The 24,505-nt window shown below is 71.6% G+C and carries 23 protein-coding genes; 15 read left to right on the plus strand and 8 right to left on the minus strand.

Annotation, left to right across the window (positions count from 1 at the left end):
• Nucleotide 1 precedes the first annotated feature (1 nt).
• A complete protein-coding gene (locus tag ACWIF2_RS32000; protein WP_382495775.1) occupies nt 2–232 on the minus strand; it encodes a DUF4287 domain-containing protein in 231 nt (76 codons plus the stop codon).
• A 101-nt stretch (nt 233–333) separates the two neighbouring features.
• Here ACWIF2_RS32000 and ACWIF2_RS32005 point away from each other — a divergent pair, with 101 nt between their 5' ends.
• Nucleotides 334–645: a hypothetical protein gene (locus ACWIF2_RS32005; RefSeq protein WP_454364394.1), complete on the plus strand. Its 312-nt coding sequence runs from the start codon at nt 334–336 to the stop codon at nt 643–645.
• A 68-nt stretch (nt 646–713) separates the two neighbouring features.
• On the opposite strand, the gene ACWIF2_RS32010 is transcribed toward ACWIF2_RS32005, so the two are convergent.
• From ACWIF2_RS32010 to ACWIF2_RS32020, 3 genes are all read right to left on the minus strand, one after another.
• Nucleotides 714–1,493: a hypothetical protein gene (locus tag ACWIF2_RS32010; RefSeq protein WP_454364395.1), complete on the minus strand. Its 780-nt coding sequence runs from the start codon at nt 1,491–1,493 to the stop codon at nt 714–716.
• Between the two features lie 273 nt (nt 1,494–1,766).
• Nucleotides 1,767–2,984, minus strand: coding sequence for an acetyl-CoA C-acetyltransferase (locus ACWIF2_RS32015; protein ID WP_454364396.1), 1,218 nt, complete (start codon nt 2,982–2,984; stop codon nt 1,767–1,769).
• A gap of 129 nt (nt 2,985–3,113) precedes the next feature.
• On the minus strand, nt 3,114–4,139 hold the full coding sequence (locus ACWIF2_RS32020; RefSeq protein ID WP_454364397.1) for an SGNH/GDSL hydrolase family protein: 1,026 nt from the start codon (nt 4,137–4,139) through the stop codon (nt 3,114–3,116).
• Between the two features lie 159 nt (nt 4,140–4,298).
• Between ACWIF2_RS32020 and ACWIF2_RS32025 the strand changes: the two genes are divergently transcribed.
• The gene (locus tag ACWIF2_RS32025; protein WP_454364398.1) at nt 4,299–5,705 is read left to right on the plus strand and encodes a cystathionine beta-synthase; all 1,407 of its coding nucleotides are present in this window, start codon (nt 4,299–4,301) and stop codon (nt 5,703–5,705) included.
• Between the two features lie 319 nt (nt 5,706–6,024).
• Here the strand turns inward: ACWIF2_RS32025 and ACWIF2_RS32030 are convergent, their stop codons facing one another.
• Nucleotides 6,025–6,879 (minus strand): helix-turn-helix transcriptional regulator, encoded by an 855-nt coding sequence (locus ACWIF2_RS32030; RefSeq protein ID WP_454364399.1) that lies wholly within the window; start codon nt 6,877–6,879, stop codon nt 6,025–6,027.
• A gap of 145 nt (nt 6,880–7,024) precedes the next feature.
• Between ACWIF2_RS32030 and ACWIF2_RS32035 the strand changes: the two genes are divergently transcribed.
• A complete protein-coding gene (locus tag ACWIF2_RS32035) occupies nt 7,025–7,786 on the plus strand; it encodes an SDR family oxidoreductase (protein WP_454364400.1) in 762 nt (253 codons plus the stop codon).
• A 15-nt stretch (nt 7,787–7,801) separates the two neighbouring features.
• Here ACWIF2_RS32035 and ACWIF2_RS32040 read toward each other — a convergent pair whose 3' ends face one another.
• Nucleotides 7,802–8,224, minus strand: a complete 423-nt coding sequence (locus tag ACWIF2_RS32040) for a hypothetical protein (RefSeq protein ID WP_454364413.1) — start codon at nt 8,222–8,224, stop codon at nt 7,802–7,804.
• Between the two features lie 197 nt (nt 8,225–8,421).
• On the opposite strand from ACWIF2_RS32040, the gene ACWIF2_RS32045 reads away from it, so the two are divergent.
• Together ACWIF2_RS32045 and ACWIF2_RS32050 are read left to right on the plus strand one after the other, a co-directional pair.
• Complete coding sequence (locus tag ACWIF2_RS32045; protein ID WP_454364401.1) at nt 8,422–9,264, plus strand: MurR/RpiR family transcriptional regulator; 843 nt, start codon at nt 8,422–8,424, stop codon at nt 9,262–9,264.
• 101 nt (nt 9,265–9,365) lie between these two features.
• A complete protein-coding gene (locus ACWIF2_RS32050; RefSeq protein WP_454364402.1) occupies nt 9,366–9,950 on the plus strand; it encodes a hypothetical protein in 585 nt (194 codons plus the stop codon).
• 80 nt (nt 9,951–10,030) lie between these two features.
• Here the strand turns inward: ACWIF2_RS32050 and ACWIF2_RS32055 are convergent, their stop codons facing one another.
• Entirely contained in the window at nt 10,031–11,413 is a 1,383-nt protein-coding gene (locus ACWIF2_RS32055; protein ID WP_454364403.1) for a diaminopimelate decarboxylase, read from the minus strand.
• Nucleotides 11,414–11,529: 116 nt separating this feature from the next.
• Between ACWIF2_RS32055 and hutU the strand changes: the two genes are divergently transcribed.
• The 7 genes from hutU (at nt 11,530) to ACWIF2_RS32090 (ending at nt 20,706) form a co-directional block, all read left to right on the plus strand.
• The gene (gene hutU / locus ACWIF2_RS32060; protein ID WP_454364404.1) at nt 11,530–13,194 is read left to right on the plus strand and encodes a urocanate hydratase; all 1,665 of its coding nucleotides are present in this window, start codon (nt 11,530–11,532) and stop codon (nt 13,192–13,194) included.
• A gap of 53 nt (nt 13,195–13,247) precedes the next feature.
• The gene (locus tag ACWIF2_RS32065; protein ID WP_454364414.1) at nt 13,248–14,450 is read left to right on the plus strand and encodes an allantoate amidohydrolase; all 1,203 of its coding nucleotides are present in this window, start codon (nt 13,248–13,250) and stop codon (nt 14,448–14,450) included.
• Entirely contained in the window at nt 14,447–15,796 is a 1,350-nt protein-coding gene (locus ACWIF2_RS32070; protein WP_454364405.1) for a formimidoylglutamate deiminase, read from the plus strand. The genes ACWIF2_RS32065 and ACWIF2_RS32070 overlap by 4 nt, the downstream gene beginning before the upstream one ends.
• Entirely contained in the window at nt 15,793–17,097 is a 1,305-nt protein-coding gene (gene hutI / locus ACWIF2_RS32075) for an imidazolonepropionase (protein WP_454364406.1), read from the plus strand. Before ACWIF2_RS32070 ends, hutI begins: the two co-directional genes overlap by 4 nt.
• Before the next feature lie 321 nt (nt 17,098–17,418).
• Nucleotides 17,419–19,617 (plus strand): glycoside hydrolase domain-containing protein, encoded by a 2,199-nt coding sequence (locus ACWIF2_RS32080; protein WP_454364407.1) that lies wholly within the window; start codon nt 17,419–17,421, stop codon nt 19,615–19,617.
• 29 nt (nt 19,618–19,646) lie between these two features.
• On the plus strand, nt 19,647–19,967 hold the full coding sequence (locus ACWIF2_RS32085; protein WP_454364408.1) for a hypothetical protein: 321 nt from the start codon (nt 19,647–19,649) through the stop codon (nt 19,965–19,967).
• A gap of 22 nt (nt 19,968–19,989) precedes the next feature.
• Nucleotides 19,990–20,706 carry a hypothetical protein gene (locus ACWIF2_RS32090; RefSeq protein ID WP_454364409.1) on the plus strand — a complete coding sequence of 239 codons (717 nt, stop codon included), beginning with the start codon at nt 19,990–19,992 and terminating at the stop codon, nt 20,704–20,706.
• Between the two features lie 108 nt (nt 20,707–20,814).
• Here the strand turns inward: ACWIF2_RS32090 and ACWIF2_RS32095 are convergent, their stop codons facing one another.
• The gene (locus ACWIF2_RS32095) at nt 20,815–21,741 is read right to left on the minus strand and encodes an RNA polymerase sigma factor SigF (RefSeq protein ID WP_454364410.1); all 927 of its coding nucleotides are present in this window, start codon (nt 21,739–21,741) and stop codon (nt 20,815–20,817) included.
• A gap of 242 nt (nt 21,742–21,983) precedes the next feature.
• Here ACWIF2_RS32095 and ACWIF2_RS32100 point away from each other — a divergent pair, with 242 nt between their 5' ends.
• The 3 genes from ACWIF2_RS32100 to ACWIF2_RS32110 all read left to right on the plus strand — a co-directional run bounded on the left by ACWIF2_RS32100 (nt 21,984) and on the right by ACWIF2_RS32110 (nt 24,042).
• On the plus strand, nt 21,984–22,361 hold the full coding sequence (locus tag ACWIF2_RS32100; RefSeq protein WP_189726744.1) for an STAS domain-containing protein: 378 nt from the start codon (nt 21,984–21,986) through the stop codon (nt 22,359–22,361).
• A gap of 243 nt (nt 22,362–22,604) precedes the next feature.
• Nucleotides 22,605–23,159: an ATP-binding protein gene (locus ACWIF2_RS32105; protein WP_454364411.1), complete on the plus strand. Its 555-nt coding sequence runs from the start codon at nt 22,605–22,607 to the stop codon at nt 23,157–23,159.
• Nucleotides 23,160–23,337: 178 nt separating this feature from the next.
• The gene (locus tag ACWIF2_RS32110; protein WP_454364412.1) at nt 23,338–24,042 is read left to right on the plus strand and encodes an LPXTG cell wall anchor domain-containing protein; all 705 of its coding nucleotides are present in this window, start codon (nt 23,338–23,340) and stop codon (nt 24,040–24,042) included.
• The last annotated feature ends 463 nt before the right edge of the window (nt 24,043–24,505 follow it).

Genomic DNA, 24,505 nt, shown 5'->3' on the forward strand with positions numbered 1-24,505 from the left:
CCTAGAGCAGTTTGCGCGCGGCCCTCCTCAGGTCGTACTCGTGGATGATCGCCTTGGCGTGGCCGTAGGCCAGGTTGTGTTCGTGCCGGAGCCAGCTGACCTTTTCCTCGAAGCGGAAGAGCGCCGGGCCATCTTCGACGGTGCGAAGCCAGTCGGTGATCTCACGACCGGTGCAGTGGGGGATGCGGGCTAGCAGGTTGCGATGGGTCTCTTCGGAGAAGACTTGGGACATCGGCGCCTCCGGACGCTGGGATGTAAGCCGGTCCTTCAGGTCACCGTGCCTGAGTGTTCGCCCGTTGGCAACAGTCCCGGTGCGACGCGTACGCTCGCGGCGTGGTTGATACGACGCCTCTGACCCGTGCGGTGGATCATTTCGCCGATCGTTTGAGGGCCGCGCCCCAGAGCCGGCTGCAGCGGGGCGCTGCCGCGGAAGCGCTGGCGCTGGCCCGGCAGCTCGCTCGGTGGGCGGAGGAGTTGGAGGAACCGGGCGTTCAGGCTCGAGAGATGCCGGATGCGGGGATGTTTGCAGCGGCAGATCAGATCACCGTTGCCGGGCATGATCTGGCGGTTGTGCTTCCCAGCGGTGCCGACGTCGATGACGCGGTGCGGTTGGTGGAGGAGGCGCAGAAGCGGGCGGGGGTTTAGCGCCGTTCGCGGGTGCGGGTTGCCTGTGGCTGGTCGCGCAGTTCCCCGCGCCCCTTTGGGGCGCTTCCCTACAGGGACGAGATGACCCGGTCCGCCAGGATGTAGACGTTCTCCTCGCCGCATTCGAACGTCAGGGTGTACGCGCCCGCGATGCCGGAGCCGCCGAGGAGGACGGGGGTCTCGCCCGCGCGCAGGGCCTTGGCGAGGTGCTCCGCGGTTTCCCGGTGGCCCGGGGTCATGCACAGGGTCGTGCCGTCGGCGAAGACGTAGACGTCGAGGGTGCCCAGCGGACCCGGGCGGACGTCCGTCAGCTCCACGCGGGAGGAGGCCAGCTCCTCCAGGGTGGCGACCGTGCGCTCGTGGTCGTTCACCACGGGCGACTGGGCCGGCACGAAGTCCGGGTGGGAGGGGTGACGGCGGCGGGCCGCGGCCAGCTCCGGGGACTCGGCCGGTTCCTCGGTGTCCGCGCCGGGCTCGGACACCGACTCCAGACCCGCGAAATCGGCCTGCCGGGGCAGGAACAGATCGTGCTCGGGCAGACCCAGCAGGGAGGGCGCGTCGGAGGCGTCACGGGTCTCCTGGGCGGCCCAGAACGCCCGTGCCTCGGCGAGCTCCCGCTCCCGTTCCTCGGCCAGCGCCGCCGCGACGGCGGCGCGTATCTCCTCGGTGTCGGCGTTGGTACGGGCGGCCGGCAGCAGCGCACGGGTGGTGGCGGCGCGGTTCTCGGCCAGCGCGGTGTGCAGGGCCGCGACCTGTCGCCGCAGCTGCAGGACGGTGCGCAGGACGGCGACGCCCACGGCTCCCGTGGCGGCCGTGGTGACCAGCAACGCGATCGGCATGGCGCTCACTGACGTACTCCCGGTTCAAAGTCGACCCCCGACTTCCTACATCAGCTTGAAGGGCGGACTAACCAGCTGTCAGTGCGTAGCATCACGAAACGGACAGGGCTTGGGCCTCGGGGGAGGGGGTGTGGCTACTGTGACCTGGGCTTCTCCCCGCGCGGAGGGAGATAGGTCACATCCTGGGGGAGATTGGATCACAAAACGGCCCAGAACCCTGGAGTTTCCGGGGTTCCGGGCCAACGCCTCACAGCCGGTGCTATGGCGGCTACGGTGCGGTGCTCAGCTGAGGCGCTCGATGACCATGGCCATGCCCTGGCCGCCGCCGACGCACATCGTCTCCAGGCCGAACTGCTTGTCGTGGAACTGGAGGGAGTTGATGAGCGTGGTGGTGATGCGGGCGCCGGTCATGCCGAAGGGGTGGCCGACGGCGATGGCACCGCCGTTGACGTTCAGCTTCTCCAGCGGGATGCCCAGGTCGCGGTAGGAGGGGATCACCTGGGCGGCGAAGGCCTCGTTGATCTCGACCAGGTCGATGTCGTCGATGGTCAGGCCGGCGCGGCCCAGGGCCTGCTTGCTGGCCTCGACCGGGCCGAGGCCCATGATCTCGGGGGAGAGGCCGGAGACGCCGGTCGACACGATGCGGGCGAGCGGGGTGAGACCGAGCTCGCGGGCCTTGGTGTCGGACATGATCACGAGCGCGGCGGCGCCGTCGTTCAGCGGGCAGCAGTTGGCGGCGGTGACCAGGCCGTCCGGGCGGAAGACCGGCTTGAGGCCCTGGACGCCTTCCAGGGTGACGCCGGCGCGGGGGCCGTCGTCCTTGGAGACGACCGTGCCGTCGGGGAGGGTCACCGGGGTGATCTCGCGCTCCCAGAAGCCGTTCTTGATGGCTTCCTCGGCGAGGTTCTGCGAGCGGACGCCGAACTCGTCCATGTCCTGGCGGGTGACGCCCTTGGAGCGGGCCAGGTTCTCGGCGGTCTGGCCCATCGCGATGTACGGGTCGGGCAGCAGGCCGTCCTCGCGCGGGTCGTGCCAGGTCGAGCCCTCGGACTGGGCGGTGGCGACCGTGCGGGCCTCGGCGTCGGCGAAGAGCGGGTTGTGCGTGCCGGGGAGGTCCGAGCTGCCGTTCGCGTACCGGGAGACGGTCTCGACGCCCGCCGAGATGAAGACGTCGCCCTCGCCGGCCTTGATGGCGTGCAGGGCCATGCGGGAGGTCTGCAGGGAGGAGGAGCAGTACCGGGTGATGGTGCAGCCCGGCAGGTGGTCCATGCCCATCTGTACGGCCACGATGCGGCCGAGGTTGTGGCCCTGCTCGCCGCCGGGCAGGCCGCAGCCGAGCATCAGGTCGTCGATGTCCCTCGGGTCCAGCTCGGGGACCTTGGCCAGGGCGGCCTGGACGATCGTGGCGGCCAGGTCGTCGGGGCGGAGGTCCTTGAGGGAGCCCTTGACGGCGCGGCCGATGGGGGAGCGGGCGGCTGAGACGATCACGGCTTCGGGCATCACGGCTCCATTGACGTACCGGGTGGTCTGGCTGGGCTGTCTGGGAAGTTACCCGTACGTATGGGCTGGGTCACGGGTCTCGCGGTGTGACCCTGACCGCAGTTTACTAAGCGCTTGCTTTTCCTCCCTTCAGTTCGAGGGCGTGACAGGCGCCGGCTCCTGCTCGGGTACCCGCCGGCGCCGCCGGCGCTTGAGCAGGGCCCAGGGCCCCCGCGACCCGGTCGGCATCGCCGCCGCGACCTCCGTGCCCGCCTCCGAAGCGGCCTCCGCCGCCGCCCGGGCCACCGGCAGGAAGCCCTCGCGACGGGAGGCGTCCGGGCGCTCCTCGTCGGCCGGCCACAGGCCGAGGGAGGCGCAGACGCTCGGCAGGACCGCCATCGCCGCCGTGGCGTAGCCCTCGGCGGAGGGGTGGTAGCTGTCGGGGCCGAACAGCTCGCGCGGGTTCTCGGCGAACTCGGGGCCCAGCAGGTCGCCCAGGGACACGGTGCGGCCGCCCTGCTCGACGACTCCGATCGTCTGGGCGGCCGCCAGCTGGCGGGAGGCCCGTCGCGCCAGCCAGCGCAACGGCTGCCGGACCGGCTCGATGGTGCCCAGGTCGGGGCAGGTGCCGACCACGACCTCCGCACCGGCCGTGCGCAGCCGCCGTACCGCCGACGCCAGGCAGCGGACCGAGGCGGTCGGGGGCATGCGGTGGGTGACGTCGTTCGCGCCGACCATGATCACGCAGATGTCGGGCACCGGATCGGAGTCGGCAAGGACCAGGGCCACCTGGCGGTCCAGGTCGTCCGAACGGGCCCCGGGCGTCGCCACCGTGCGCAACCGCACCGGGCACTCCGCCAGCGCCGCGAGACCCGACGCCAGCAGCGCCCCCGGTGTCTGCCCGGACCGGTGCACGCCCTGGCCCGCGGCCGTGGAGTCGCCCAGCATCGTCAGCCGCAGCGGCGACTCACCGGAGCCGGCGTACGCACGGCCGTACAGCCCGTCCGCGTTCGGCACGTGCCCGGACGTGCCGTTGCCCACCCGGCGCCGCGCCAGCTGCACCTCCGCCAGCACAAGACCCACGGCGGCCGCCCCCGCCAGACCGATCCCGCCGCCGCCGTACGCCGCGCCGGCCGCGATCCGCCGGGCCACCCTCGCCCTCGACATGCTCGTCATGCGTCGCCGCCACCTCCTCGAACCCCTACACCCAGTGCTTGCCCCGTACAGGCCGTCGCCCAATCTCAACGCGGAGTGAACGACCGTCACGGACCACGGGCAGCACATAGGCTGGCGGCACCACACAGACCACTTCTTCTGCGGCATCCGGAGACAACGGTGCAGTTCCACGACTCGATGATCAGTCTCGTCGGCAACACCCCGCTGGTGAGGCTCAACAGCGTGACCAAGGGCATCAGGGCGACCGTCCTGGCCAAGGTGGAGTACTTCAATCCCGGCGGTTCCGTGAAGGACCGCATCGCCCTGCGCATGATCGAGGCCGCCGAGGAGAGCGGCGCGCTCAAGCCGGGCGGCACGATCGTCGAGCCGACCAGCGGCAACACCGGCGTGGGGCTCGCCATCGTGGCGCAGCAGAAGGGGTACAAGTGCATCTTCGTGTGCCCCGACAAGGTGAGCACCGACAAGATCAACGTGCTGCGCGCGTACGGCGCCGAGGTGGTCGTGTGCCCGACCGCCGTGGACCCCGAGCACCCGGACTCGTACTACAACGTCTCCGACCGGCTGGTCCGTGAGACGCCGGGCGCCTGGAAGCCCGACCAGTACTCCAACCCCCACAACCCGCTCTCCCACTACCACTCCACCGGCCCCGAGCTGTGGGAGCAGACGGAGGGGAGGATCACCCACTTCGTGACGGGCGTGGGCACCGGCGGCACCATCTCCGGGACCGGGCGCTATCTGAAGGAGATCAGCGACGGGAAGGTGCGGGTCGTCGGCGCCGACCCCGAGGGCTCCGTCTACTCCGGCGGCTCCGGGCGGCCGTACCTCGTCGAGGGCGTCGGCGAGGACTTCTGGCCGACCGCCTACGACCGGACCGTCGCGGACGAGATCGTGGCCGTGTCCGACAAGGACTCCTTCCAGATGACCCGCCGCCTGGCCAAGGAGGAGGGCCTCCTGGTCGGCGGCTCCTGCGGCATGGCGGTCGTCGCCGCGCTGGAGGTCGCCGGGCGGCTCGGCCCGGACGACGTCGTGGTGGTGCTGCTGCCGGACAGCGGGCGCGGCTACCTCAGCAAGATCTTCAACGACGAGTGGATGGCCGACTACGGCTTCCTCGAGGACACCGGCCCGAGCGCCCGCGTCGGCGACGTCCTGGCCGACAAGGAGGGCGACCGCATGCCCTCCCTCGTCCACATGCACCCGGACGAGACGGTCGGCCAGGCCATCGACGTACTGCGGGAGTACGGCGTCTCGCAGATGCCGGTCGTCAAGCCGGGCGCGGGCCACCCCGACGTGATGGCCGCCGAGGTCGTCGGCTCGGTCGTGGAACGCGAGCTGCTGGACGCGCTGTTCAGCAAGAGCGCCTCGCTCGACGACCCGCTGGAGAAGCACATGTGCGGCCCGCTGCCCCAGGTCGGTTCCGGCGAACCGGTCGAGGACCTGATGGCCGTGCTGGGCAAGGCGGACGCGGCGATCGTCCTGGTCGAGGGCAAGCCGACCGGTGTGGTCAGCCGGCAGGACCTGCTGTCCTTCCTCGCCAGGACCGGGAAAGCGGCGGCGAACACCCGGTGAACCACCCGTGAACCGGGTGAACTCGGGGCGTCCGTGATCTTCGCGGACTTCGCGGAAGTGGTACGAGCGTGTCACGTTCGCGCAGCACCCGCTTAACACGAGTCCTGCACATTGGTGGGTGTCGGCAGGGCGGGAGCGGCTCCCCGCCCGGGCCGACGCCGTAGGCGTCAAGGACCTCCGGAGCGGCTCCCGGACCTCCATGGACCCTACTGACGCGCCAGCCCGGCCCTGACCAGGCCCGCGTCCCTCGCGGGGACCGCCGTCGTCCCGCCCCCCGAACAGGGGGTGCGGCGGTCCCCGCGCTTACTTCTTCCCGGCCTCAGCCGGCCCGGCTCGTCGCCCAACTTCCCAGCAGCGCCAGCCGCTCCGCCGTCTCCGAGCCCGGTTCCGGTGTGTAGGCGACGATCGTCTGGTCCGGCGCCCCGGGGATCGCGAGGGTCTCGTACGGGAGGGTCAGCAGGCCGGTGACCGGGTGCCGCAGCTGCTTCACCCCGTGGTCGCAGGGCTTGACCGCGTGGTCGGCCCACAGGCGGCGGAAGTCCTCGCTGGCGCGGGAGAGTTCGGCGACGAGTTCCCCGGTGTCGGCGTCCCCGGGGTGGTGGCCCGCCTGCAGGCGCAGATGAGCGACCGTCTGGCCCGCGATCGCTGACCAGTTCGGATAGATCTCGCGGGCGGTGGGATCGAGGAAGACGCGGCGCGGGATGCTGCGCTCGTCGGAGCCGGAGCCGCTGAAGTCGAGCAGGGCGTCGGCCAGCGCGTTCCAGCCGAGCACCTCCATACGGTGGTCCAGGACGTACGCCGGGTTGCGGTCCATGCCGTCGAGGATCAGCTGGACACCCGGGCGGACCCGGGACGCGGCCGGAGCGCCCTCCACTCGGCGGGGCCGGGCGACCGCCCGCAGATACGCGCGCTCCGCCTCGTCCAGCCGCAGCACCCGCGCGACCGCGTCCAGCACGGCGTCCGACACTCCACCGGACTTCGTCCGGGACGGGTCCCCGGGGCCCCTGCCCTGCTCCAGACGGACGTAGTAGTCGACGCTCACCCCGGCCAGCTGCGCCACCTCCTCGCGGCGCAGCCCCGGGACACGGCGGCGGCCGTAGGAGGGCAGCCCCACCTCCTCCGGCTGGATACGGGCACGGCGTGAGCGCAGGAAATCTCCCAGTTCTCCGTCCATGCCTTCGAGCCTAGGCGCCCCGCGCGCGGCGAACCTGGTACTGGCAGACCCAGGAAAAGCGCCCCCCTGGGTACGGCGGCCGACGGCGCCGAGGGTGGTGGACGAGGCCGGGGAGACGCCCCGGCCACCACCGAGGGGATCTCCCATGTCGTACGAGAACCTGGCCGGCCGCACCGCCGTCGTCACCGGAGCCGCGAGCGGGATCGGCGAGGCCATCGCCGTCGTGCTGGCCGCCCGGGGCGCACGGGTGGCCCTGCTGGCCCGGCGTGAGGAACGGCTGGCGGCGCTCGCCGGGAAGATCCGGGCCGACGGCGGGCAGGCCCTGGCCGTCGTCGCGGACGTCACCGACGAGGCGTCCGTGGCGGCCGCCGCCGACCGGATCCACACGGAGTACGGACCCGTCGACCTGGTCGTCAACTCCGCCGGCGTGATGCTGCCGCACCCCGTCGACGCCCGGCGTGCCGACGAGTGGCAGCGGATGCTCGACACCAACGTCGCCGGTGTGCTGCGGATCATCGGCGCCTTCACCGGCGACCTGGTGGGCGCGGCGGCGGACGGCCGTACGGCCGACATCGTGAACATCTCGTCCATCGCCGCGCACGTCAGCTTCCCGAACTACGCGGTGTACGGCGCGACCAAGGCGGCCGTCACCTATCTGTCGGAGTCCCTGCGCGGCGAGTTCGGGCCACGGGACGTCCGGGTCACCAACATCGAACCCGGGTTCGTCGAGAGCGAGCTGCTCGCCCACATCGGCGACGCGGAACTGGCCCGGCAGGTGGCGGAGCTGCGGGACCAGGTGGGCGCGCTGTCCGCCGAGGAACTCGCCGACCTGGTGGCCTACGCGACCAGCCGGCCGCGCCGGGTCAATCTGCGGCAGATCGTCGCGCTGCCCACCCGGCAGGCCTGAACGGCGTGCGCCCGCTCAGTCCTCCCAGCCGCTGTCCTGGGAGGACTTGCGGCGGCCGAACAGTTCCGGGTTGGTGCGGACGGCCTGGACGAGGTTGACGCCCACGATGCCGGCCCAGGCGACGAGCATGCCGGGCAGCTGGGCCACGCCCCCGCCGATCGCGGACAGCGGCATCGCGAGGACCAGGGAGACGATGCCGAAGCCGAAGCGCTCGCCCCAGGAGTCCGTGGGCCGCGGCGACCGGGAGTCCCGGGCCGTCTGCATCTGCTGCTCGGCGAGCTGCCGGCGCACCCGGCGGTCCACCGCGCCGTCGATCCGCTGGTCGACCTTCTCCAGGAACGAGTCGACCAGCGCGGACTCGTACTCCTCGCCCAGCTCCCTGCGCGCGTGCAGGGTGGCGTCGAGTTCCTTCTTCAGCTCGGTGTCCCGCGCGTCCATTCCGGTCATGGGACCACGCTATGAAGAAGCGACGCCCGCCGCACTGGGGTTAGCCCCCGTGTCGGGACGGGGGCGGCCCGGGGGCGGCCCAGGGGCGGCCCAGGGGCGGCCCAGGGGCGGCCTTCCACTCCCGCTTGCCGGTCTGCATATGCTCATGCAGAATCCTCAGCTACTGAATAGGCGAGGGGGAGCACGTCATGAGCGTGACCGACAGCCCTGCCGCGCGGCTCCAGGCGCTCTTCGAGGGCCACCGGCTGACGCCGACCCAGCGGCGCATCGCGCACAGCATGGTGCGGCGGGCCGCCGACGTGCCGTTCCTGTCGAGCGTGGAGCTCGCCGAACTGGCCGGGGTCAGCCAGCCGTCCGTGACCCGCTTCGCCGTCGCCCTGGGCTTCGACGGCTACCCGGCCCTGCGCCGCCATCTGCGCGAGGTCGCCCCGGCCGAACCCGCGGCGGACGCCGGGTCCGTCAACGAGTACCAGCAGGCCGTAGAGGCCGAGATCGAGAACCTGCGGCACCTGGCGGAGGCGCTGGCCGACACCGGGCCCGTGCAACGGGCCGGGCGCCTCCTCGCGGCCTCCCGGCCGCTCCCCGTCCTCGGCCTGCGGGCGGCGGCCGCCCAGGCGCACGGCTTCGCCTACTTCGCCGCCAAGGTCCACCCCGACGTACGCCTCCTCAACGAGGGCGGCACGATGGTCCAGGACCGCATCGACGCCGCCGTCCGGGCCGGTGCGAGCGCACTGCTCTGCTTCGCGCTGCCCCGGCACCCCCGCGAGGTCGTCGACACCCTCGCCCACGCCAAGGAGGCCGGGCTGACCGTCGTCACGGTCGCCGACTCCGCCTTCGCCCCGGTCGCCAAGGTGTCCGACCTGCTGCTCCCCGCCGCGGTCGGCACCGGCCTGGCCTTCGACACGGCCTGCGCGCCGATGCTGCTCGGCCGGGTGCTGCTGGAGGCGATGTGCGACGACCTGCCCGAGGCCCAGTCCCGCCTGGAGGAGTTCGACACGAAGGCGGCGGCACGGGGCCTGTTCGTCGACTGAGGGAACGCGCGCCGGTTTCTCAGACCAGTCTCACGTTGCGTCGCTAACGTGCCTCTCCCGCACCCCCTTCAGAGGATTCGGAAGACCGCACGGAGGCTGACGTGACGCGCGGAGGACAGGGACTGGCTCGGGTCGCCGTCGTCGTAAGGGCGGGGGCGGCACCGCTGTGGTGGCTGGGCGTGTGCGCCGCGGGCATCGGCGTCCTCACACCGGGACTGACCGGCCGCCGCATCGGCGTCCTGGCCGGGGCGGCGCTGTTCTTCCTGGCGACGGCCCTGGTGGCCTGCGGAGGCCGCAAGCGCTACGCCGCCCTGGCCGCCTCCGCGTCACGCGCCGGCAAGCACGACGTACTCCAGGACCGCGCGGTGACCGTACGCAACTGGCGCCGCCACCACCGCTGGTGGCTCCTCCTCGCCTTCCTCGCCGCCCTGGGCACCGCCTTCGCCGTCCCGGCCGCGGGCGGCATGCTCCTGGCCGGCTGCGGAGCGGGCCTGCGGCTGAAGGCGGCCTGGCTGGGCCGCCGGGAGCGGGCCGACGAGGCGTTGCTGTGGGTCCGGGTGGACTGGCTGCGCGGCGGCGCGGGCAGCCCGGCGGGCAAGCAGGTGAAGGCGTACCGCAGCACGGGCATCGCGGCGGGGGACGCGGCGCCGGGCGGGGCACGGAGGAAGTCGCCGGCGCTCGTATAACGGGGCCGGGCCGCAACGCCCTGCTTTTCAAGGGGCGCGGGGAACTGCGCGAACAACCACAACGCACCCGCAGCCGATGACTACACAAGCCCCCACGGCGATCCCGTCAACGCCTCCACATGCGCCCCACCGGACTCCGCCACAACCTCCTCCACCGACTGCGCCTCCCGCACGACCGCGAAGACCACACCCCCTTCCCCACCCGGCCCGAACCCATAAACCCCAGGCCGCAGAAGGGAGTTGTACCCATAGTGATGCGCGAAGTAGTACGCCCCCGTATCCAGCGCAGCCGCGTATTCCCCCTGCTCCAGCACCGGCATGGACCGCGCCTCCGCCAGCAGATCCCCCGCGAAACAGGCCGGCCCCGCGACGTCCTGCACCACGACGGGCCCCTCCTTCACCCGCCCCTTCGCGTCATACGCCGCGATCCTCAACGGCCAGCTCTCCGGCGCGTACACCGTCCGCGTGGCGACCTGCACCCCGGCATGGGTCACCGCGACCGCCCGCCCGCCGGAGGTCTTCGCGTACTCGACCCGCGCCACCACCGTGCCGTGCTTGGCCAGCAGTGACCGTCCGAACTCGGTGACCAGCCCGTACCGCCCGTCGAACAGTCCCGGTACCTCCTCGGCCAGCATCCGCGCGTACTGCGCGTACGTCGGCGTCGTCGCGTCCGACGCGAAGTTCACCGGCAGCCCGCCGCCGATGTCGAGCGTGTCGATCTGCCGTCGGCCGATCCTCTGGTTGATCTCCTCGGCGAGCGCGTACGTCTCCGCGACACCCTGGGTCAGCAGCGACAGCGGGATGCCCTGGGAGCCGGTGTGCGCGTGCAGCCGGGTCAGCCACGGGCGGTCCTGGTACGCCCGCACGACCCACTCCCGGGCCCCCTCGTCGCGCAGCGCCACCCCGAACTTCGATGTCGCCGTCGCCGTCGAGGTCGCCCCGATGGAACCCCCGCCGACCTGCGGATTCACCCGGATCCCGAGGGGGGAGCGACTACTTGCGGCGCCGTCGCTCATCAGACCGTCGATGCGGTCCAGCTCCTGCGGGTTGTCCGCGTTGACGGCGATGCCCAGTGCCAGCGCCTCGCGCAGCTCGGCCGGTGTCTTGGCGGGGGAGTCCAGGACCGTCATCTCCGGGTCCAGCCCCGCCGCCCGCGCCAGCGCCAGCTCGCCCGGGCTCGCCACCTCCGCCCCGATGCCCTCCTCGCGCAGCAGCCGCAGCACCGGCACCAGCGGGGTCGCCTTCACCGCGAAGGCGTGCAGCACGGGCGTGCCCGGTGCCACGACCGCGTCGAACGCCGCCCGCAGCTCCGCCGCCGACTCCCGGATGCCGGTGACGTCCAGCAGCCCGACGACGGGGCTCTCGGGCCCGAGGAGCCCCTGCTCCACGGCGGCTCGCACCGCCTCGTCCCGCCGGGCCGCCCGCCCCGCGCCGGATTCGCCTGCCTGAAAGTCGTCATCCATGGATCCAGCCAAACATCCACGGCACCGCCGCGCCGACCTCCCCATGTATTGACTAGCTCTATTCATGAAGCCAGGATGTGAATAGACGTAACCACCACACCGCCGGGAGGCCGACCATGTCAGGACCCCGCCCCGTCCGAGCGCCGCGCGGCACGGAACCGAGCGCCCTGGGATGGCAGCAGGAAGCCGCCCTGCGGATGCTGCAGAACAACCTCGACCCGGAGGTCGCCGAGCACCCCGACAAGCTCGTCGTCTACGGCGGCACCGGCAAGGCGGCACGCGACTGGCGCTCCTTCGACGCCATGGTGCGCACCCTGAAGGGCCTGAAGCAGGACGAGACGATGCTCGTCCAGTCCGGCCGCCCCGTCGGCGTCATGCAGACCCACGAGTGGGCCCCGCGCGTCCTCATCGCCAACTCCAACCTCGTCGGCGACTGGGCCAACTGGGAGGAGTTCCGCCGCCTGGAGGCCCTCGGCCTGACCATGTACGGGCAGATGACCGCCGGCTCCTGGATCTACATCGGCACCCAGGGCATCCTCCAGGGCACCTACGAGACCTTCGCCGCCGTCGCCGCGAAGAAGTTCGGCGGGACGCTGGCCGGCACCATCACCCTGACCGCCGGCCTCGGCGGGATGGGCGGCGCTCAGCCGCTCGCCGTGACGATGAACGACGGTGTGGCGATCTGTATCGACTGCGACCCGCGTGCCATCGAGCGGCGCATCGAGCACCGCTACCTGGACGTGAAGGCCGACTCCCTCGACGACGCCCTCCAGCTGGCCACCGAGGCCCGTGACGCCCGCCGCCCGCTGTCCATCGGCGTTCTCGGCAATGCCGCCGAACTGCTGCCGCAGCTGCTCGCCATGGGCGCCCCGATCGACATCGTCACCGACCAGACCTCCGCCCACGACCCGCTGGCCTACCTGCCGGTCGGAGTCGCCTTCGAGGACATGGCCGACGCCGCCGCCAAGGACCCGGCCGGGTTCACCACCCGGGCCCGCGAGTCCATGGCCACGCACGTCGAGGCCATGGTCGGCTTCATGGACGCCGGCGCCGAGGTCTTCGACTACGGCAACTCCATCCGGGGCGAGGCCCAGCTCGCCGGATACGACCGGGCCTTCGCCTTCCCCGGCTTCGTCCCCGCCTACATCCGCCCGCTGTTCTGCGAGGGCAAGGGCCCCTTCCGCTGGGCCGCGCTGTCCGGCGAGGCCTCCGACATCGCCAAGACCGACAAGGCGATCCTCGACCTCTTCCCGGAGAACGAGTCCCTGGCCCGCTGGATCCGCATGGCGGGGGAGCGGGTCCACTTCCAGGGCCTGCCCGCCCGTATCTGCTGGCTGGGCTACGGCGAGCGGGACAAGGCCGGTGAGCGGTTCAACGACATGGTCGCGAGCGGGGAGCTGGCCGCGCCGGTCGTCATCGGCCGCGACCACCTCGACTGCGGCTCCGTCGCCTCCCCCTACCGGGAGACCGAGGCCATGCTCGACGGGTCCGACGCGATCGCCGACTGGCCCCTGCTGAACGCGATGGTGAACGTGGCGTCCGGGGCGTCCTGGGTGTCCCTGCACCACGGGGGCGGGGTCGGCATGGGACGGTCGATCCACGCCGGGCAGGTGACGGTGGCCGACGGCACGAAACTGGCCGGTGAGAAGATCCGCCGGGTCCTCACGAACGACCCCGGCATGGGCGTCATCCGCCATGTCGACGCCGGGTACGACATCGCCGACTCGGTGGCCCGGGACAAGGGCGTCCGTGTCCCTATGCGCGAGGGTGACGACGCGTGACGCAGGAACCCGCCGGCCCGCGACCGGACCCCACCGGCACCTCCTTCCGCCGGATGTGGCGCGAGCTGCTCCCGATCGGCCGCCACCCCGCCTCCGGCGGCTACCGGCGCTTCGCCTGGAGCGGTGTCGACGGTGACTGCCGGGCCTGGTTCGAAGAACAGGCCCTCGCCCGTGGCCTGCGCTACGAGACCGACCGGAACGGCAACCAGTGGGCCTGGCTCGGCGACCCCGCCGCCGGGGACGCCGTCGTCACCGGGTCGCACCTCGACTCCGTGCCGGACGGCGGCGCCTTCGACGGGCCCCTCGGCGTCGTGTCCGCCTTCGCCGCGCTGGACGAACTGCGCGGCCGGGGCGCGCCGCTCACCCGCCCCCTCGGCATCGTGAACTTCGGCGACGAGGAGGGCGCCCGGTTCGGGCTCGCCTGCGTCGGATCCCGGCTCACCGCCGGACAGCTCACCCGCGATCAGGCGCACCGGCTCACCGACGGCGAGGGCGTGACGCTGCCGCGCGCCATGGAGGCCGCCGGGTACGACCCCGACGCCATCGGGCCCGACCCCGAACGGCTCGCCCGCATCGGCGCCTTCGTCGAACTCCACGTCGAGCAGGGCCGGGCCCTGGACCTGTCCGGCGACCGGGTCGGCATCGCCAGCGCGATCTGGCCGCACGGCCGGTGGCGGTTCGACTTCGAGGGCGAGGCCAACCACGCCGGCACCACCCGGCTCGCCGACCGGCGCGACCCCATGCTGTCCTACGCCGAAACCGTCCTCGCCGCCCGCCGCGAGGCCGAACTCGCCGGTGCCGTCGCCACCTTCGGCAAGATCGCCGTCGAGCCGAACGGCGTCAACGCCATCCCCTCCCTCGTGCGCGGCTGGCTCGACTCGCGCGCCGCCGACCAGGACAGCCTGGACGCCGTGGTCGCCGGTGTGGAGAAGGCGGCCGGGGAGTACGCCGCCGCCCACGGCGTCGAACTGGCCGTCGTCCGCGAGTCGTTCACCCCCGTCGTCGAGTTCGACCACGCCCTGCGCGACGAACTCGCCCGCATCCTCGGCAAGGACACCGGCCTCACGGTCCCCGTCCTCGGCACGGGCGCCGGACACGACGCCGGGATCCTGTCCGGGAGCATCCCGACCGCCATGCTGTTCGTGCGCAACCCCACCGGCGTCTCCCACTCCCCGGCCGAGTCGGCGGACGAGGACGACTGCGTGGCCGGGGTACTCGCCCTGGCCGACGTACTGGAAGGACTGGCCCGCACGTGACGCCCACCCAGCAGACCCGTACGTACTGGCTGGAACACGCCTGGCTCGGCACGCATGTCGAGCCGGGCGTCGCCCTCGACGTCCACGACGGCCGCATCACCGCCGTCCGGGCCGAGGTCGCCACCCCGCCCCCCGGCGCCGAGGTCCTGCGCGGCCTCACCCTCCCCGGGCTGGCCAACGCCCACAGCCACGCCTTCCACCGGGCCCTGCGCGGCACCGCCCAGGTCGGCTCCGGAACCTTCTGGACCTGGCGCGAGGTCATGTACGCCACGGCCGCCCGGCTCACCCCGGACACCTACCACGCCCTGGCCCGCGCCGTGTACGCCGAAATGGCCCTGGCCGGCATCACGGCGGTCGGCGAGTTCCACTACGTCCACCACGCCCCCGGCGGCACGCCCTACGGCGACCCCAACGCGATGGGCGAGGCCCTGATCGCGGCAGCCGCCGAAGCCGGGATCCGCATCACCCTCCTCGACACCGCCTATCTCTCCTCCGGCTTCGGGCAGCCGCCCTCCGCCCAGCAGCTCCGCTTCTCCGACGGCACGGCCGACGCCTGGGCCGAACGCTGTTCAGTTCTCAAGGAACGGGATCACGCGCGGATCGGAGCGGCGATCCACTCCGTACGGGCCGTGCCCGCCGACCAGCTGGCGACCGTCGCGAGGTGGGCCGAGGAGCGGCGGGCCCCGCTGCATGTGCACCTGTCGGAGCAGACCGCCGAGAACGAGGCCTGCCTGGAGATCCACGGGTGCACCCCGACGCAGCTGCTCGCCCTGCACGGCGTCCTCGGGCCGCGCACGACCGGCGTCCACAACACCCACCTGACCGCCGAGGACGTCTCCCTCATCGGCGGCAGCGGCACCGGCACCTGTATGTGCCCCACCACCGAGCGGGACCTGGCCGACGGCATCGGGCCCGCCGCCGCCCTGCAGAACGAGGGCTCTCCGCTCTCCCTCGGCTCCGACAGCCACGCGGTGATCGACCTGCTGGAGGAGGCGCGCGCCCTGGAGCTGAACGAGCGCCTGCGCACCCGCACCCGAGGTCGCTGGACGGCCGCGGCCCTGCTGAGGGCGGCCTCGGCAGACGGCCACTCGGCCCTCGGCTGGGAGGACGGGGGCGTCCTGGAGGCCGGCGCGCTCGCCGACTTCACCACCGTCGCGCTCGACTCGGTCAGGACGGCAGGGCCGCTTCCGCGGCTCGGGGCCGAGACGGCCGTATTCGCCGCGTCGGCAGCGGACGTGTCGCATACGGTCGTGGGAGGTCGGCACGTCGTACGGGACGGGGTCCACTCCCTCGTGCCGGATGTGCCGAAAGCCCTCGCGGACGCCGTCCAAGCCCTGCGCGGATGAAGCCTGCGAGCCGCCCACCCGCACGGCTCGCACCCGCCTCCGTCCCCGAACCCGCCCCCACCGCCGACCAGGCCACCAAGGACGCCATGAGCAACGCGACGACCGTCAGCCCCGCCCACTCCGCGAGCACCGCAAGCACGCTCATCACCAACATCGCCGCCCTGGTCACCAACGACCCCTCCTCCGGTGACGGTTCCCCCCTGGGACTGGTCCAGGACGCGGCCGTCGCCATCGAGGGCGACCGCGTCGTGTGGACCGGTGATCAAAGCAAAGCACCCGCCACTGACAATCGGGTCGACGCAGGTGGCAGGGCGGTCGTCCCGGGCTTCGTGGACTCCCACTCGCACCTCGTCTTCGCGGGCGACCGGACGCAGGAGTTCAACGCCCGCATGTCGGGGCGGCCCTACAGCGCGGGCGGCATCCGCACGACGGTCGCCGCCACTCGCGCCGCGAGCGACGCGGAACTCGAGGCCAACGTCGCCCGTTACCTCCGCGAGGCGCTGCACCAGGGCACCACCACCTTCGAGACCAAGTCCGGCTACGGCCTGACCGTCGAGGACGAGGCCCGGGCCCTGCGCGTCGCCGCCGCCCACACCGACGAGGTCACCTACCTCGGCGCCCATATCGTCGCCCCCGAGTTCGCCGAGGACCCGGCCGGCTATGTCGCCCTCGTCACCGGTGAGATGCTCGACGCCTGCGCCCCGTACGCCCGCTGGATCGACGTCTTCTGCGAGAAGGGCGCCTTCGACGGCGACCAGGCCCGCGCGATCCTCACCGCGGGCAAGGCCAAGGGCCTGCACCCCCGTGTCCACGCCAACCAGCTCTCGTACGGCCCGGGCGTCCAGCTCGCCGTCGAACTCGACGCGGCCAGCGCCGACCACTGCACCCACCTGACCGACGCGGACGTGGACGCCCTGGCGAACAGCCGTACGGTCGCCACCCTCCTGCCCGGCGCCGAGTTCTCCACGCGGGCCGAGTGGCCGGACGCCCGTCGGCTCCTCGACGCGGGCGCCACCGTGGCCCTCTCCACCGACTGCAACCCGGGCTCGTCCTTCACCTCCTCCGTCCCGTTCTGCGTCGCGCTCGCCGTACGGGACATGGGCATGACCCCGGACGAGGCCGTCTGGTCGGCCACGGCGGGCGGTGCGGCGGCCCTCCGGCGCACCGACATCGGCCGCATCGCCCCGGGCGCGTACGCCGACCTGACGCTCCTCGACGCCCCGAGCCACGTCCACCTGGCCTACCGCCCCGGCGTCCCCCTGGTCACCGGAGTCTGGCGGCGCGGCGAAAAGGTGCTCTGACCAGCGAACCCACCCCAAGGTTGTGCACGACTTCCATACCGGATGCATCACAAGTCCATGACAAGCGGCAGTTGACGATCCGCCACATCAACACCCTTCGCACATAACGGACTTGACCCCCTTCGCGCGGCGGCGGAAGATCGCGCTCAGTCGCCGCGCGCACCGACCCGTGTGCCGGGCGCGGGCGACGAGGGGGGTTTCCTACGGCGTGTCCCGCGAGGGCGTGCCGTTCACGCGTGGACACGTGGGTGCGCACCGGGCGCGACCGCGATGACACGGCTTTCCTCCCCGCCCCGTTTTCCGGACGACAGGAGGAAGCCCATGGCGGACGAGATGGTGCAGCGCGCCCAGAGATTCATCAACACCACGTACAACAACGGCGCGACGCTGGGCATCTCCAAGCTGGAGGAGAACGGCCAGACCGGCTGGCCCGTGATGTACGCCCTGACCCGGGCGCTCCAGTACGAGATGGGCATCACCGCCCTGTCCGACTCCTTCGGCCCCACCACCCTGGGGAAGATCGGGGAGAAGTACGGCAAGCTGGACGAGACGACCATCCCCTCGGCCAACTTCTGCCGCATCATCCAGTCCGCCCTGTACTGCAAGGGCTACGACGGCGGCGAGATCGACGGCACGTACAACGACCGGGTCAAGGACGCGGTCGTGAAGCTCAACCAGAACATGGGCGTCTCGGGCACGTACCCGGGCAGCTCCCTGTGGCCGAAGGTGGTCAAGGGCCTGTTCAACATGGACGCCTACGTCACCATCGGCGGCGGCTCGGACACCATCCGGACCATCCAGCAGTGGCTGAACGGCCGTTACATCCTGCGCAAGGACTTCTACGTCATCCCCTGCGACGGCCACCACTCCCGCGACGTCGCCAAGTCCATGCTGTTCGCGATCCAGTACGAGCTGGGCATGGCGGACGGCGTCGCCAACGGTGTGTTCGGGCCCGGCACGCAGTCCGGTCTGAAGAGCCACACCGTCTCGACCGGCACCACCGGCGTCTGGGCGCAGCTGTTCACCGGGGCCATGGTCCTGAACAAGCGGAACGTCCCCTTCGGCAACTTCACCTCGACGGTGCAGTCCGGCGTGGAGACCTTCCAGTCCTTCAGCAAGCTCCCGGTCACCGGCAAGGGCGACTTCCAGACCTGGGCCTCGCTGCTCGTCTCCTACGGCGATCAGTCGCGCAAGGGCACGGCCTGCGACGGCGTCACCAAGATCACGCCCGAGCGGGCGCAGGCCCTGAAGGACGCCGGCTACAAGTACATCGGCCGCTACCTCTTCAACCCCTCCAGCACCAGCCTGCCGGAGAAGCAGATCCAGCCGGGCGAGCTGGCCACCATCAAGGAGTACGGCCTCAACTGCTTCCCGATCTTCCAGACCTGGAGCCGGTCGGCGGACTACTTCAGCTACAACCAGGGCACCGCCGACGCGTTCCGCGCGATCGAGTGGGCCGAGTTCCACGGCTTCAAGCCCGGCACCATCATCTACTTCGCCGTCGACTACGACGCGATGGACGGCGAGGTCACGGACTACGTCCTCCCGCACTTCCGCGGCATCATGCGGACCATCGGCGAGAACTCGGCCTACGGCATCGGCGTCTACGGCCCGCGCAACGTCTGCCAGCGCGTCGCCGACGCCGGTTACGCGGCGACGAGCTTCGTCTCCGACATGTCCAGCGGCTTCTCCGGCAACCTCGGCTATCCGCTGCCCACGAACTGGGCGTTCGACCAGATCTCCACGATCAAGGTCGGCTCCGGCTCCGGCCTCATCGAGATCGACAACAACATCGTCTCCGGGCGCGACTTCGGCCAGAGCGACTTCAACCCGGGCGCCGACCTCGGGGGGCTGGACACGGACCTGGACAAGGACGCGTACCGGAGCCTGATGCTCCAAGACGTGAAGACCTACCTGGATTCGATCGGTGTCCCCGAGACCGGCGGCGACGGCTGGACGGACAAGGACTGGGCCACGCTGGGCGGCATCTCCACGACCAAGGCGTTCGACCTGGTGCTCAGCGCGGACTGGCTCTTCACCTCGCTCGCCCGTCAGCTCAAACTCCGCAAGGCGCTCATCCAGGCGCCCGTGATGTGGGAGCTGCGCAAGATGAACCCCCTGGACGTCGCCGCGGACGAGGCCGTGAAGAACGGTCTGGACGACGACTGCAGCACCGGCTGGGGACAGATCTTCGCCTGGGTGACGATCGACGCCCGCAACTACTGCATGCAGCAGGGCATCATCAACGGCTCGCCCCTCACCGACGACGACATCCCCACGGTGTGGAAGCAGCTCAACGAGGACGAGACGTACAACATCCGCTCCGTCGCGTACCTGACGCTCTACAACGCCCACCAGCTCGGCGCCCCGCGGCCGAACCTGAACACCACCCAGGCCCAGACGCAGGCCCTGCTGGCCCGGTACAACGGCACCGGTGACGCGGCGGCCCAGTACGGCCGCGAGCTGCTCGGCCTGTACAACGTCCTGGAGAACTACAACGCGCTGTCGCGCGCCACGTGACCGTCGGCGCGGAAGTGGAGGCAGGACGGATGGCAAGGCGCTGGCAGTTCGCGCTGGGCGTGAACCTGCTGCTGGGGATCCCGGCCGTGGTGCCGGTCTGGCTGCTCTGGTACCTGGCGTCGAACTGGCCGCTGGCCGCACTCGGCCTGACCGAGCGGGAGCCGACGGAGAACGACGGCATGCTCCCGTGGTTCCTCGTCGCGGGGCCGGTCGTCCTCGTGTTCGGTCTGCTCTGGTGGCTGGCCAACCGTCCGCTGCGGCGCGGCACGACCCTGCCGCCCGCCCGCTACTGGGCGCTGTGCGTCCTCGCCACGCTTCTGCCGACGCTCGTCCTCATCGTCATCTCCTAAGTCCGAGAAGGGAACAGCAGACGTGCAGCACGACACGCGCAACGCGGTATCGAGAAGAACCCTGGTGAAGAGCGCCGGTGTGATCACGGCCGCGGCGGCGATCGGCTCGATCGCCCCGGCCACCGCGACGGCGGCCCCCGCGAGCGGCCCGGTGAGCGGCCCGGTGAGCGCGCCGAAGAAGGTCCCCGCCTCCGCCAACGGCTGGCCCCTGGAGCGGGAGGCCAACCACGTCTCCACCGTCTGGACGCGCTCCGTCCCGGGCACCGGCCTGGAGGTCGACGTCCGCATCGGTGACGTGGAGGCGATCCTGCTCCACGTCGTACGGCGCTACCACTACGAGGTCGAACAGCTCAGCCGTGTCGACCTGGCGGGCTGGCAGCCGATCGGCGGCCTCGGCAGGAGCGCGCCCGAGTCCAACCTCGCCTCGGGCACCGCGGTGCGGATCCGCCCGGGCGCGGGCGCGAGCGGCAGCCTCTTCCCGCTGCAGGTGCTGACGGTGCGCGACATCCTCGCCGACTGCGCGGGCGTGGTGCGCTGGGGCGGCGACGACAGCCCGGTGGACGAGTCGCTGTTCTACGTCGGCCGCGGCCCGGACGACGCGTCGGTCCGGGAGCTCGCCGACCGGCTGCGGCTGGCCGAGGCCACGCCCGGTGAGGGCGCCGGTGTGACGGTGGACGTCCTGGCTCCGTCCCGGCGCGAGCGCGCGAAGCGGCTGGTACGGGAGCAGCGCGCCGGCTGAGTCCCGTACGGGAACGGGTCCGCGGGGCGGGCCCGTGGCACGCGCCCGGGGGCGGACCGTGCGGTCCGCCCCCGAAGGACACGTCACCCGGCAGGGTTCACACGAGGATCACTCCTCGACCGTCAGCCCCTTGCGCAGCCGTACCAGCGTGCGCGACAGCAGTCGCGACACGTGCATCTGCGAGATGCCCAGTTCCTCGCCGATCTCCGACTGCGTGAGACCCGCGACGAACCGCAGCGACAGGATCTTCCGGTCGCGCGGCGGGAGTTCGGCGATCAGCGGCTTCAACGACTCGACGTACTCGATGCCTTCGAGTCCGTGGTCCTCGTAGCCGATGCGGTCCGCGAGCGCGCCCTCGGAGTCGTCCTCCTCCGGCTGGGCGTCCAGCGAGGAGGCGGTGTACGCGTTCGAGGCGGCCATGCCCTCGACGACCTCGTCCTTGGACAGGCCCAGGCGCTCGGCCAGTTCCGTCACCGTCGGGGCGCGGTCCAGCTTCTGCGCCAGCTCGTCACCGGCCTTGGCCAGGTCGAGCCGGAGCTCCTGGAGCCGCCGCGGAACGCGCACGGACCACGAGGTGTCGCGGAAGAAGCGCTTGATCTCGCCGACGATGGTCGGCATCGCGAAGGTGGGGAACTCGACACCCCGGGAGAGCTCGAACCGGTCGATCGCCTTGATCAGGCCGATGGTGCCGACCTGGATGATGTCCTCCATCGGCTCGCTGCGGGAGCGGAACCGGGAAGCGGCGAACTTGACCAGCGCGAGATTCAGTTCGACAAGCGTGTTGCGGACGTACGAGTACTCGTGCGTGCCTTCCTCCAGCGCCTCGAGGCGCTCGAAGAGGGTCTTGGACAGAGCCCGTGCGTCGACCGCGCCGACCTGCTCGTACGGGGGGATGTCCGGAAGTCCGGCGAGAACGTCGTCATGTGTGACGAGCGTCTCGTCCTGCTCGATGGGATCCAGATGTTCCGGAGGGGGTGTCGACGTCGCTTTCTGGGTACGCGATGCGTCGAGCCGGGGTGACATGATGTCCTCCATCGTTCTCGGCATAAGGCTGCCGGAGCCAATTACGTGCACTGCGGTGTGCGGCGCCTCCAAAGCCGGCCGTGTGTCGGGTACGTGTCCTTACTAGGCCTACCCGCTTTCCCGAGCCCACCGCAAGTGCGTTCTGTGGGCATATGTCCGTTTGTGTGTAGTTGTTCGGGTGTCGGAGCACGTCAGGAAGGCGTAGTGTTCGAGGGCGTCAGCAAGCAGCCTCGACGTCAGGAGAGAGAGACGGCATGGACCGCGGGACGGTCGGCAGCGCACAGTCTGGCCGGCTTCTGGTGGAGGTGCGGGAAGAGGGCTCTAGTGCCGTCGTGACCCCGGCGGGTGAGTTGGATCACCACACCGCCGATTTGTTGCGTGAGCCACTCGAGGACTGCCTCGCCAAGGGATTCAAGCGCCTGGTCATCGACTGCGCGCGCCTGGAGTTCTGCGACTCCACGGGGCTCAACGTGCTCCTCGGCGCACGGCTGAAGGCGGAGGCCGCCGGTGGCGGCGTGACCCTCGCCGGGATGCAGCCGGTGGTGGCCCGCGTATTCGAGATCACGGGTGCGGACGCGGTCTTCACCGTCCACGACACGCTCGAGGCGGCCCTGGCCGACGAGTCGAGCTGAGCGGCGGTGCGTCGGCGCGCCGAGCCTCGGCCTTCCCTCTGTGACCGACGTCCTATGTCCGTCACGCCTTTCGTGCCGAATCCGGGGGTGTTCCGCCGGGACGCCAGGGCAGGAGACATCCTGAACCTGTTGGCCGCCGGGGTGTGGGGGGCACCACGAAACCGATACGCCGCGCACTGCGTGACTGACGGTGGACAGAATCTTTTGAATCGTGAACTGGTGAATCGGTGAGGTGAAGCGCTGATGAGCACCACCCGGCCTTACCCGCCGGGCGACCGCGGGCCGGAGCCCAGCGGCGCTTCCGGGGCGTCCGAGGGTGGCGTACCGGCGGCCACTGCGTCCGGCGAGGGCGTGGGCGCGCCGTCCGGAGCCGCGGCGCCGCCGGGGGGACGGCAGGTGCGCCGGCTGAGCTTCGAGGGGGAGAGCGGTGTCGTTCCGCTCGCCCGCGACTTCACCCGCCAGGCGCTGTACGCGTGGGGCTGGCTGCCCGCCGCCTCCGCCGACCGGCGGGCCGCCGCCGAGGACGTGCTGCTCGTCGTCTCCGAGCTGGTCACCAACGCCTGTCTGCACGCCGAGGGGCCGGACCAGCTGTGGATCACCTGCGACAACAAGGTGATCCGTCTGGAGGTCGCCGACCGGGGCACCGGGCAGCCGGCTCCCCGTAATCCGCACCGGGCCGGGCGCCCGGGCGGCCACGGCATGTTCATCGTCCAGCGGCTGTGCCTGGACTGGGGCGTCGTACGCACGCCGGGTGTCGCCGGCAAGACGGTGTGGGCGGAACTGGGCGCACCCGCCTGACCGGGACCGTCCGCCGGTCCTCACGGATTCCCCGCCGTACCTCCCCTCATACGTCACTCACCGCGCGCCGGATCGCCACAGATCCGGCGCGCGCTGTGTCTTCCCTCCTCTGGGCCCCGGGCGTACCTTGACGGCCCGATCTGATACGCCGTCAGGAAACAGGAAGGGGAGTGGCACCGTGTCGTACCGGAATCGAACCGCCGCGCTCGCGTCCGCGGCGGCCCTAGCCGGCTCGGCGGTGTTGATGGCCGCCCCCGTGGCCCGGGCCGAGGTCGTCGACGTCAACTACCAGTGCAAGACGCCGATCGGCGACAAGAGCGCCGTCTCGCCCATCGACATCAAGGGCGTCGAGGACGGTGACGGCTACAAGATCACCATGTCCTGGCAGAAGGGTGTCTCCTCCAGCCCGGTCGAACTGGGCAAGGGGGCGATGACCCCGAGCGCCACGATCGCCCTGGGCGGTGCCGACGACGGCACCCTGACGGTGAGCGGGCCCGCCAATGACGCCGCCATACCGGCCAACACCCCGATCAAGATCAACGACCTGAGCGGGACGTACACGCCGAAGAAGAGCGGCGAGGTCACCTTCACGGCCGGCGTGCTCACCATCAAGGCGCTCGGTACGACGACCACATGCACCCCGACCAACGACCCGGGCCCGTCCCTGACCCTCGACGTCAAGGCCGCGAGCGGCGGCGGCACCGGCTCCGCCCAGGGCGGCGGCTCCGGCTCCGGCCAGGACACCGGCGCCGGGCTTCCGCAGACCGGCCCCGAGGACTCGGCCATAGCCCTCGGCACGCTCGGCGGCACGGTCCTCCTCGCCGGCGCGGCGGGCACGTTGTGGCTGACACGACGTCACCAGAGCACTCGCGTCCGCCACTGAGCATGCCCGGGACGCGTACGGGATCCGACGCGGTACGCCCGCCCGGGCCACCTGCCGAGACCGACACCGCCACTCACCGACGGCCCGGCCGGCCAGGGCCGTTGGCACGGGTTCGTGCGTACGCCGCCGAGCGCGGATCGCCGTGCTCACCCGGGCGGGTGGAGCCGGCCGTCGGGCTGTCGGCGCCGCGCGCAGGCCCCGGAAACCCGCTGGAGCCGGCTGCTCGGGCTGTCGGTGCCGCGCGCATGGCCGGGTGCCGGCCGGTGCAGACGCGTGCGGGACCTGGGCGTCCGCTGGAGTCGGTTTCTCGCGCGCGACCGCTGGAGGTGACGCCGTGCGCCCGGTCCGGAGGTCTGGTGGAGCCGACTGCTCGGGCTGTCGGTGCCGTGTGCATGGCCGGGTGCCGGGCGGTGCAGACGCGTGCGGGACCTGGGCGTCCGCTGGAGTCGGTTTCTCGCGCGCG

This window comes from Streptomyces sp. NPDC055506, assembly GCF_053643595.1.

Coding starts and splice junctions, on each gene's coding strand:
- ACWIF2_RS32000 (WP_382495775.1), bottom strand. CDS start 232: ATGTCCCAAGTCTTCTCCGAAGAGACCCATCGCAACCTGCTAGCCCGC.
- ACWIF2_RS32015 (WP_454364396.1), bottom strand. CDS start 2,984: ATGCCCGAAGCCGTGATCGTCTCAGCCGCCCGCTCCCCCATCGGCCGC.
- ACWIF2_RS32020 (WP_454364397.1), bottom strand. CDS start 4,139: ATGACGAGCATGTCGAGGGCGAGGGTGGCCCGGCGGATCGCGGCCGGC.
- ACWIF2_RS32030 (WP_454364399.1), bottom strand. CDS start 6,879: ATGGACGGAGAACTGGGAGATTTCCTGCGCTCACGCCGTGCCCGTATC.
- ACWIF2_RS32035 (WP_454364400.1), top strand. CDS start 7,025: ATGTCGTACGAGAACCTGGCCGGCCGCACCGCCGTCGTCACCGGAGCC.
- ACWIF2_RS32040 (WP_454364413.1), bottom strand. CDS start 8,224: ATGGACGCGCGGGACACCGAGCTGAAGAAGGAACTCGACGCCACCCTG.
- ACWIF2_RS32045 (WP_454364401.1), top strand. CDS start 8,422: ATGAGCGTGACCGACAGCCCTGCCGCGCGGCTCCAGGCGCTCTTCGAG.
- ACWIF2_RS32055 (WP_454364403.1), bottom strand. CDS start 11,413: ATGGATGACGACTTTCAGGCAGGCGAATCCGGCGCGGGGCGGGCGGCC.
- hutU (WP_454364404.1), top strand. CDS start 11,530: ATGTCAGGACCCCGCCCCGTCCGAGCGCCGCGCGGCACGGAACCGAGC.
- ACWIF2_RS32065 (WP_454364414.1), top strand. CDS start 13,248: ATGTGGCGCGAGCTGCTCCCGATCGGCCGCCACCCCGCCTCCGGCGGC.
- hutI (WP_454364406.1), top strand. CDS start 15,793: ATGAAGCCTGCGAGCCGCCCACCCGCACGGCTCGCACCCGCCTCCGTC.
- ACWIF2_RS32080 (WP_454364407.1), top strand. CDS start 17,419: ATGGCGGACGAGATGGTGCAGCGCGCCCAGAGATTCATCAACACCACG.
- ACWIF2_RS32085 (WP_454364408.1), top strand. CDS start 19,647: ATGGCAAGGCGCTGGCAGTTCGCGCTGGGCGTGAACCTGCTGCTGGGG.
- ACWIF2_RS32095 (WP_454364410.1), bottom strand. CDS start 21,741: ATGGAGGACATCATGTCACCCCGGCTCGACGCATCGCGTACCCAGAAA.
- ACWIF2_RS32100 (WP_189726744.1), top strand. CDS start 21,984: ATGGACCGCGGGACGGTCGGCAGCGCACAGTCTGGCCGGCTTCTGGTG.
- ACWIF2_RS32105 (WP_454364411.1), top strand. CDS start 22,605: ATGAGCACCACCCGGCCTTACCCGCCGGGCGACCGCGGGCCGGAGCCC.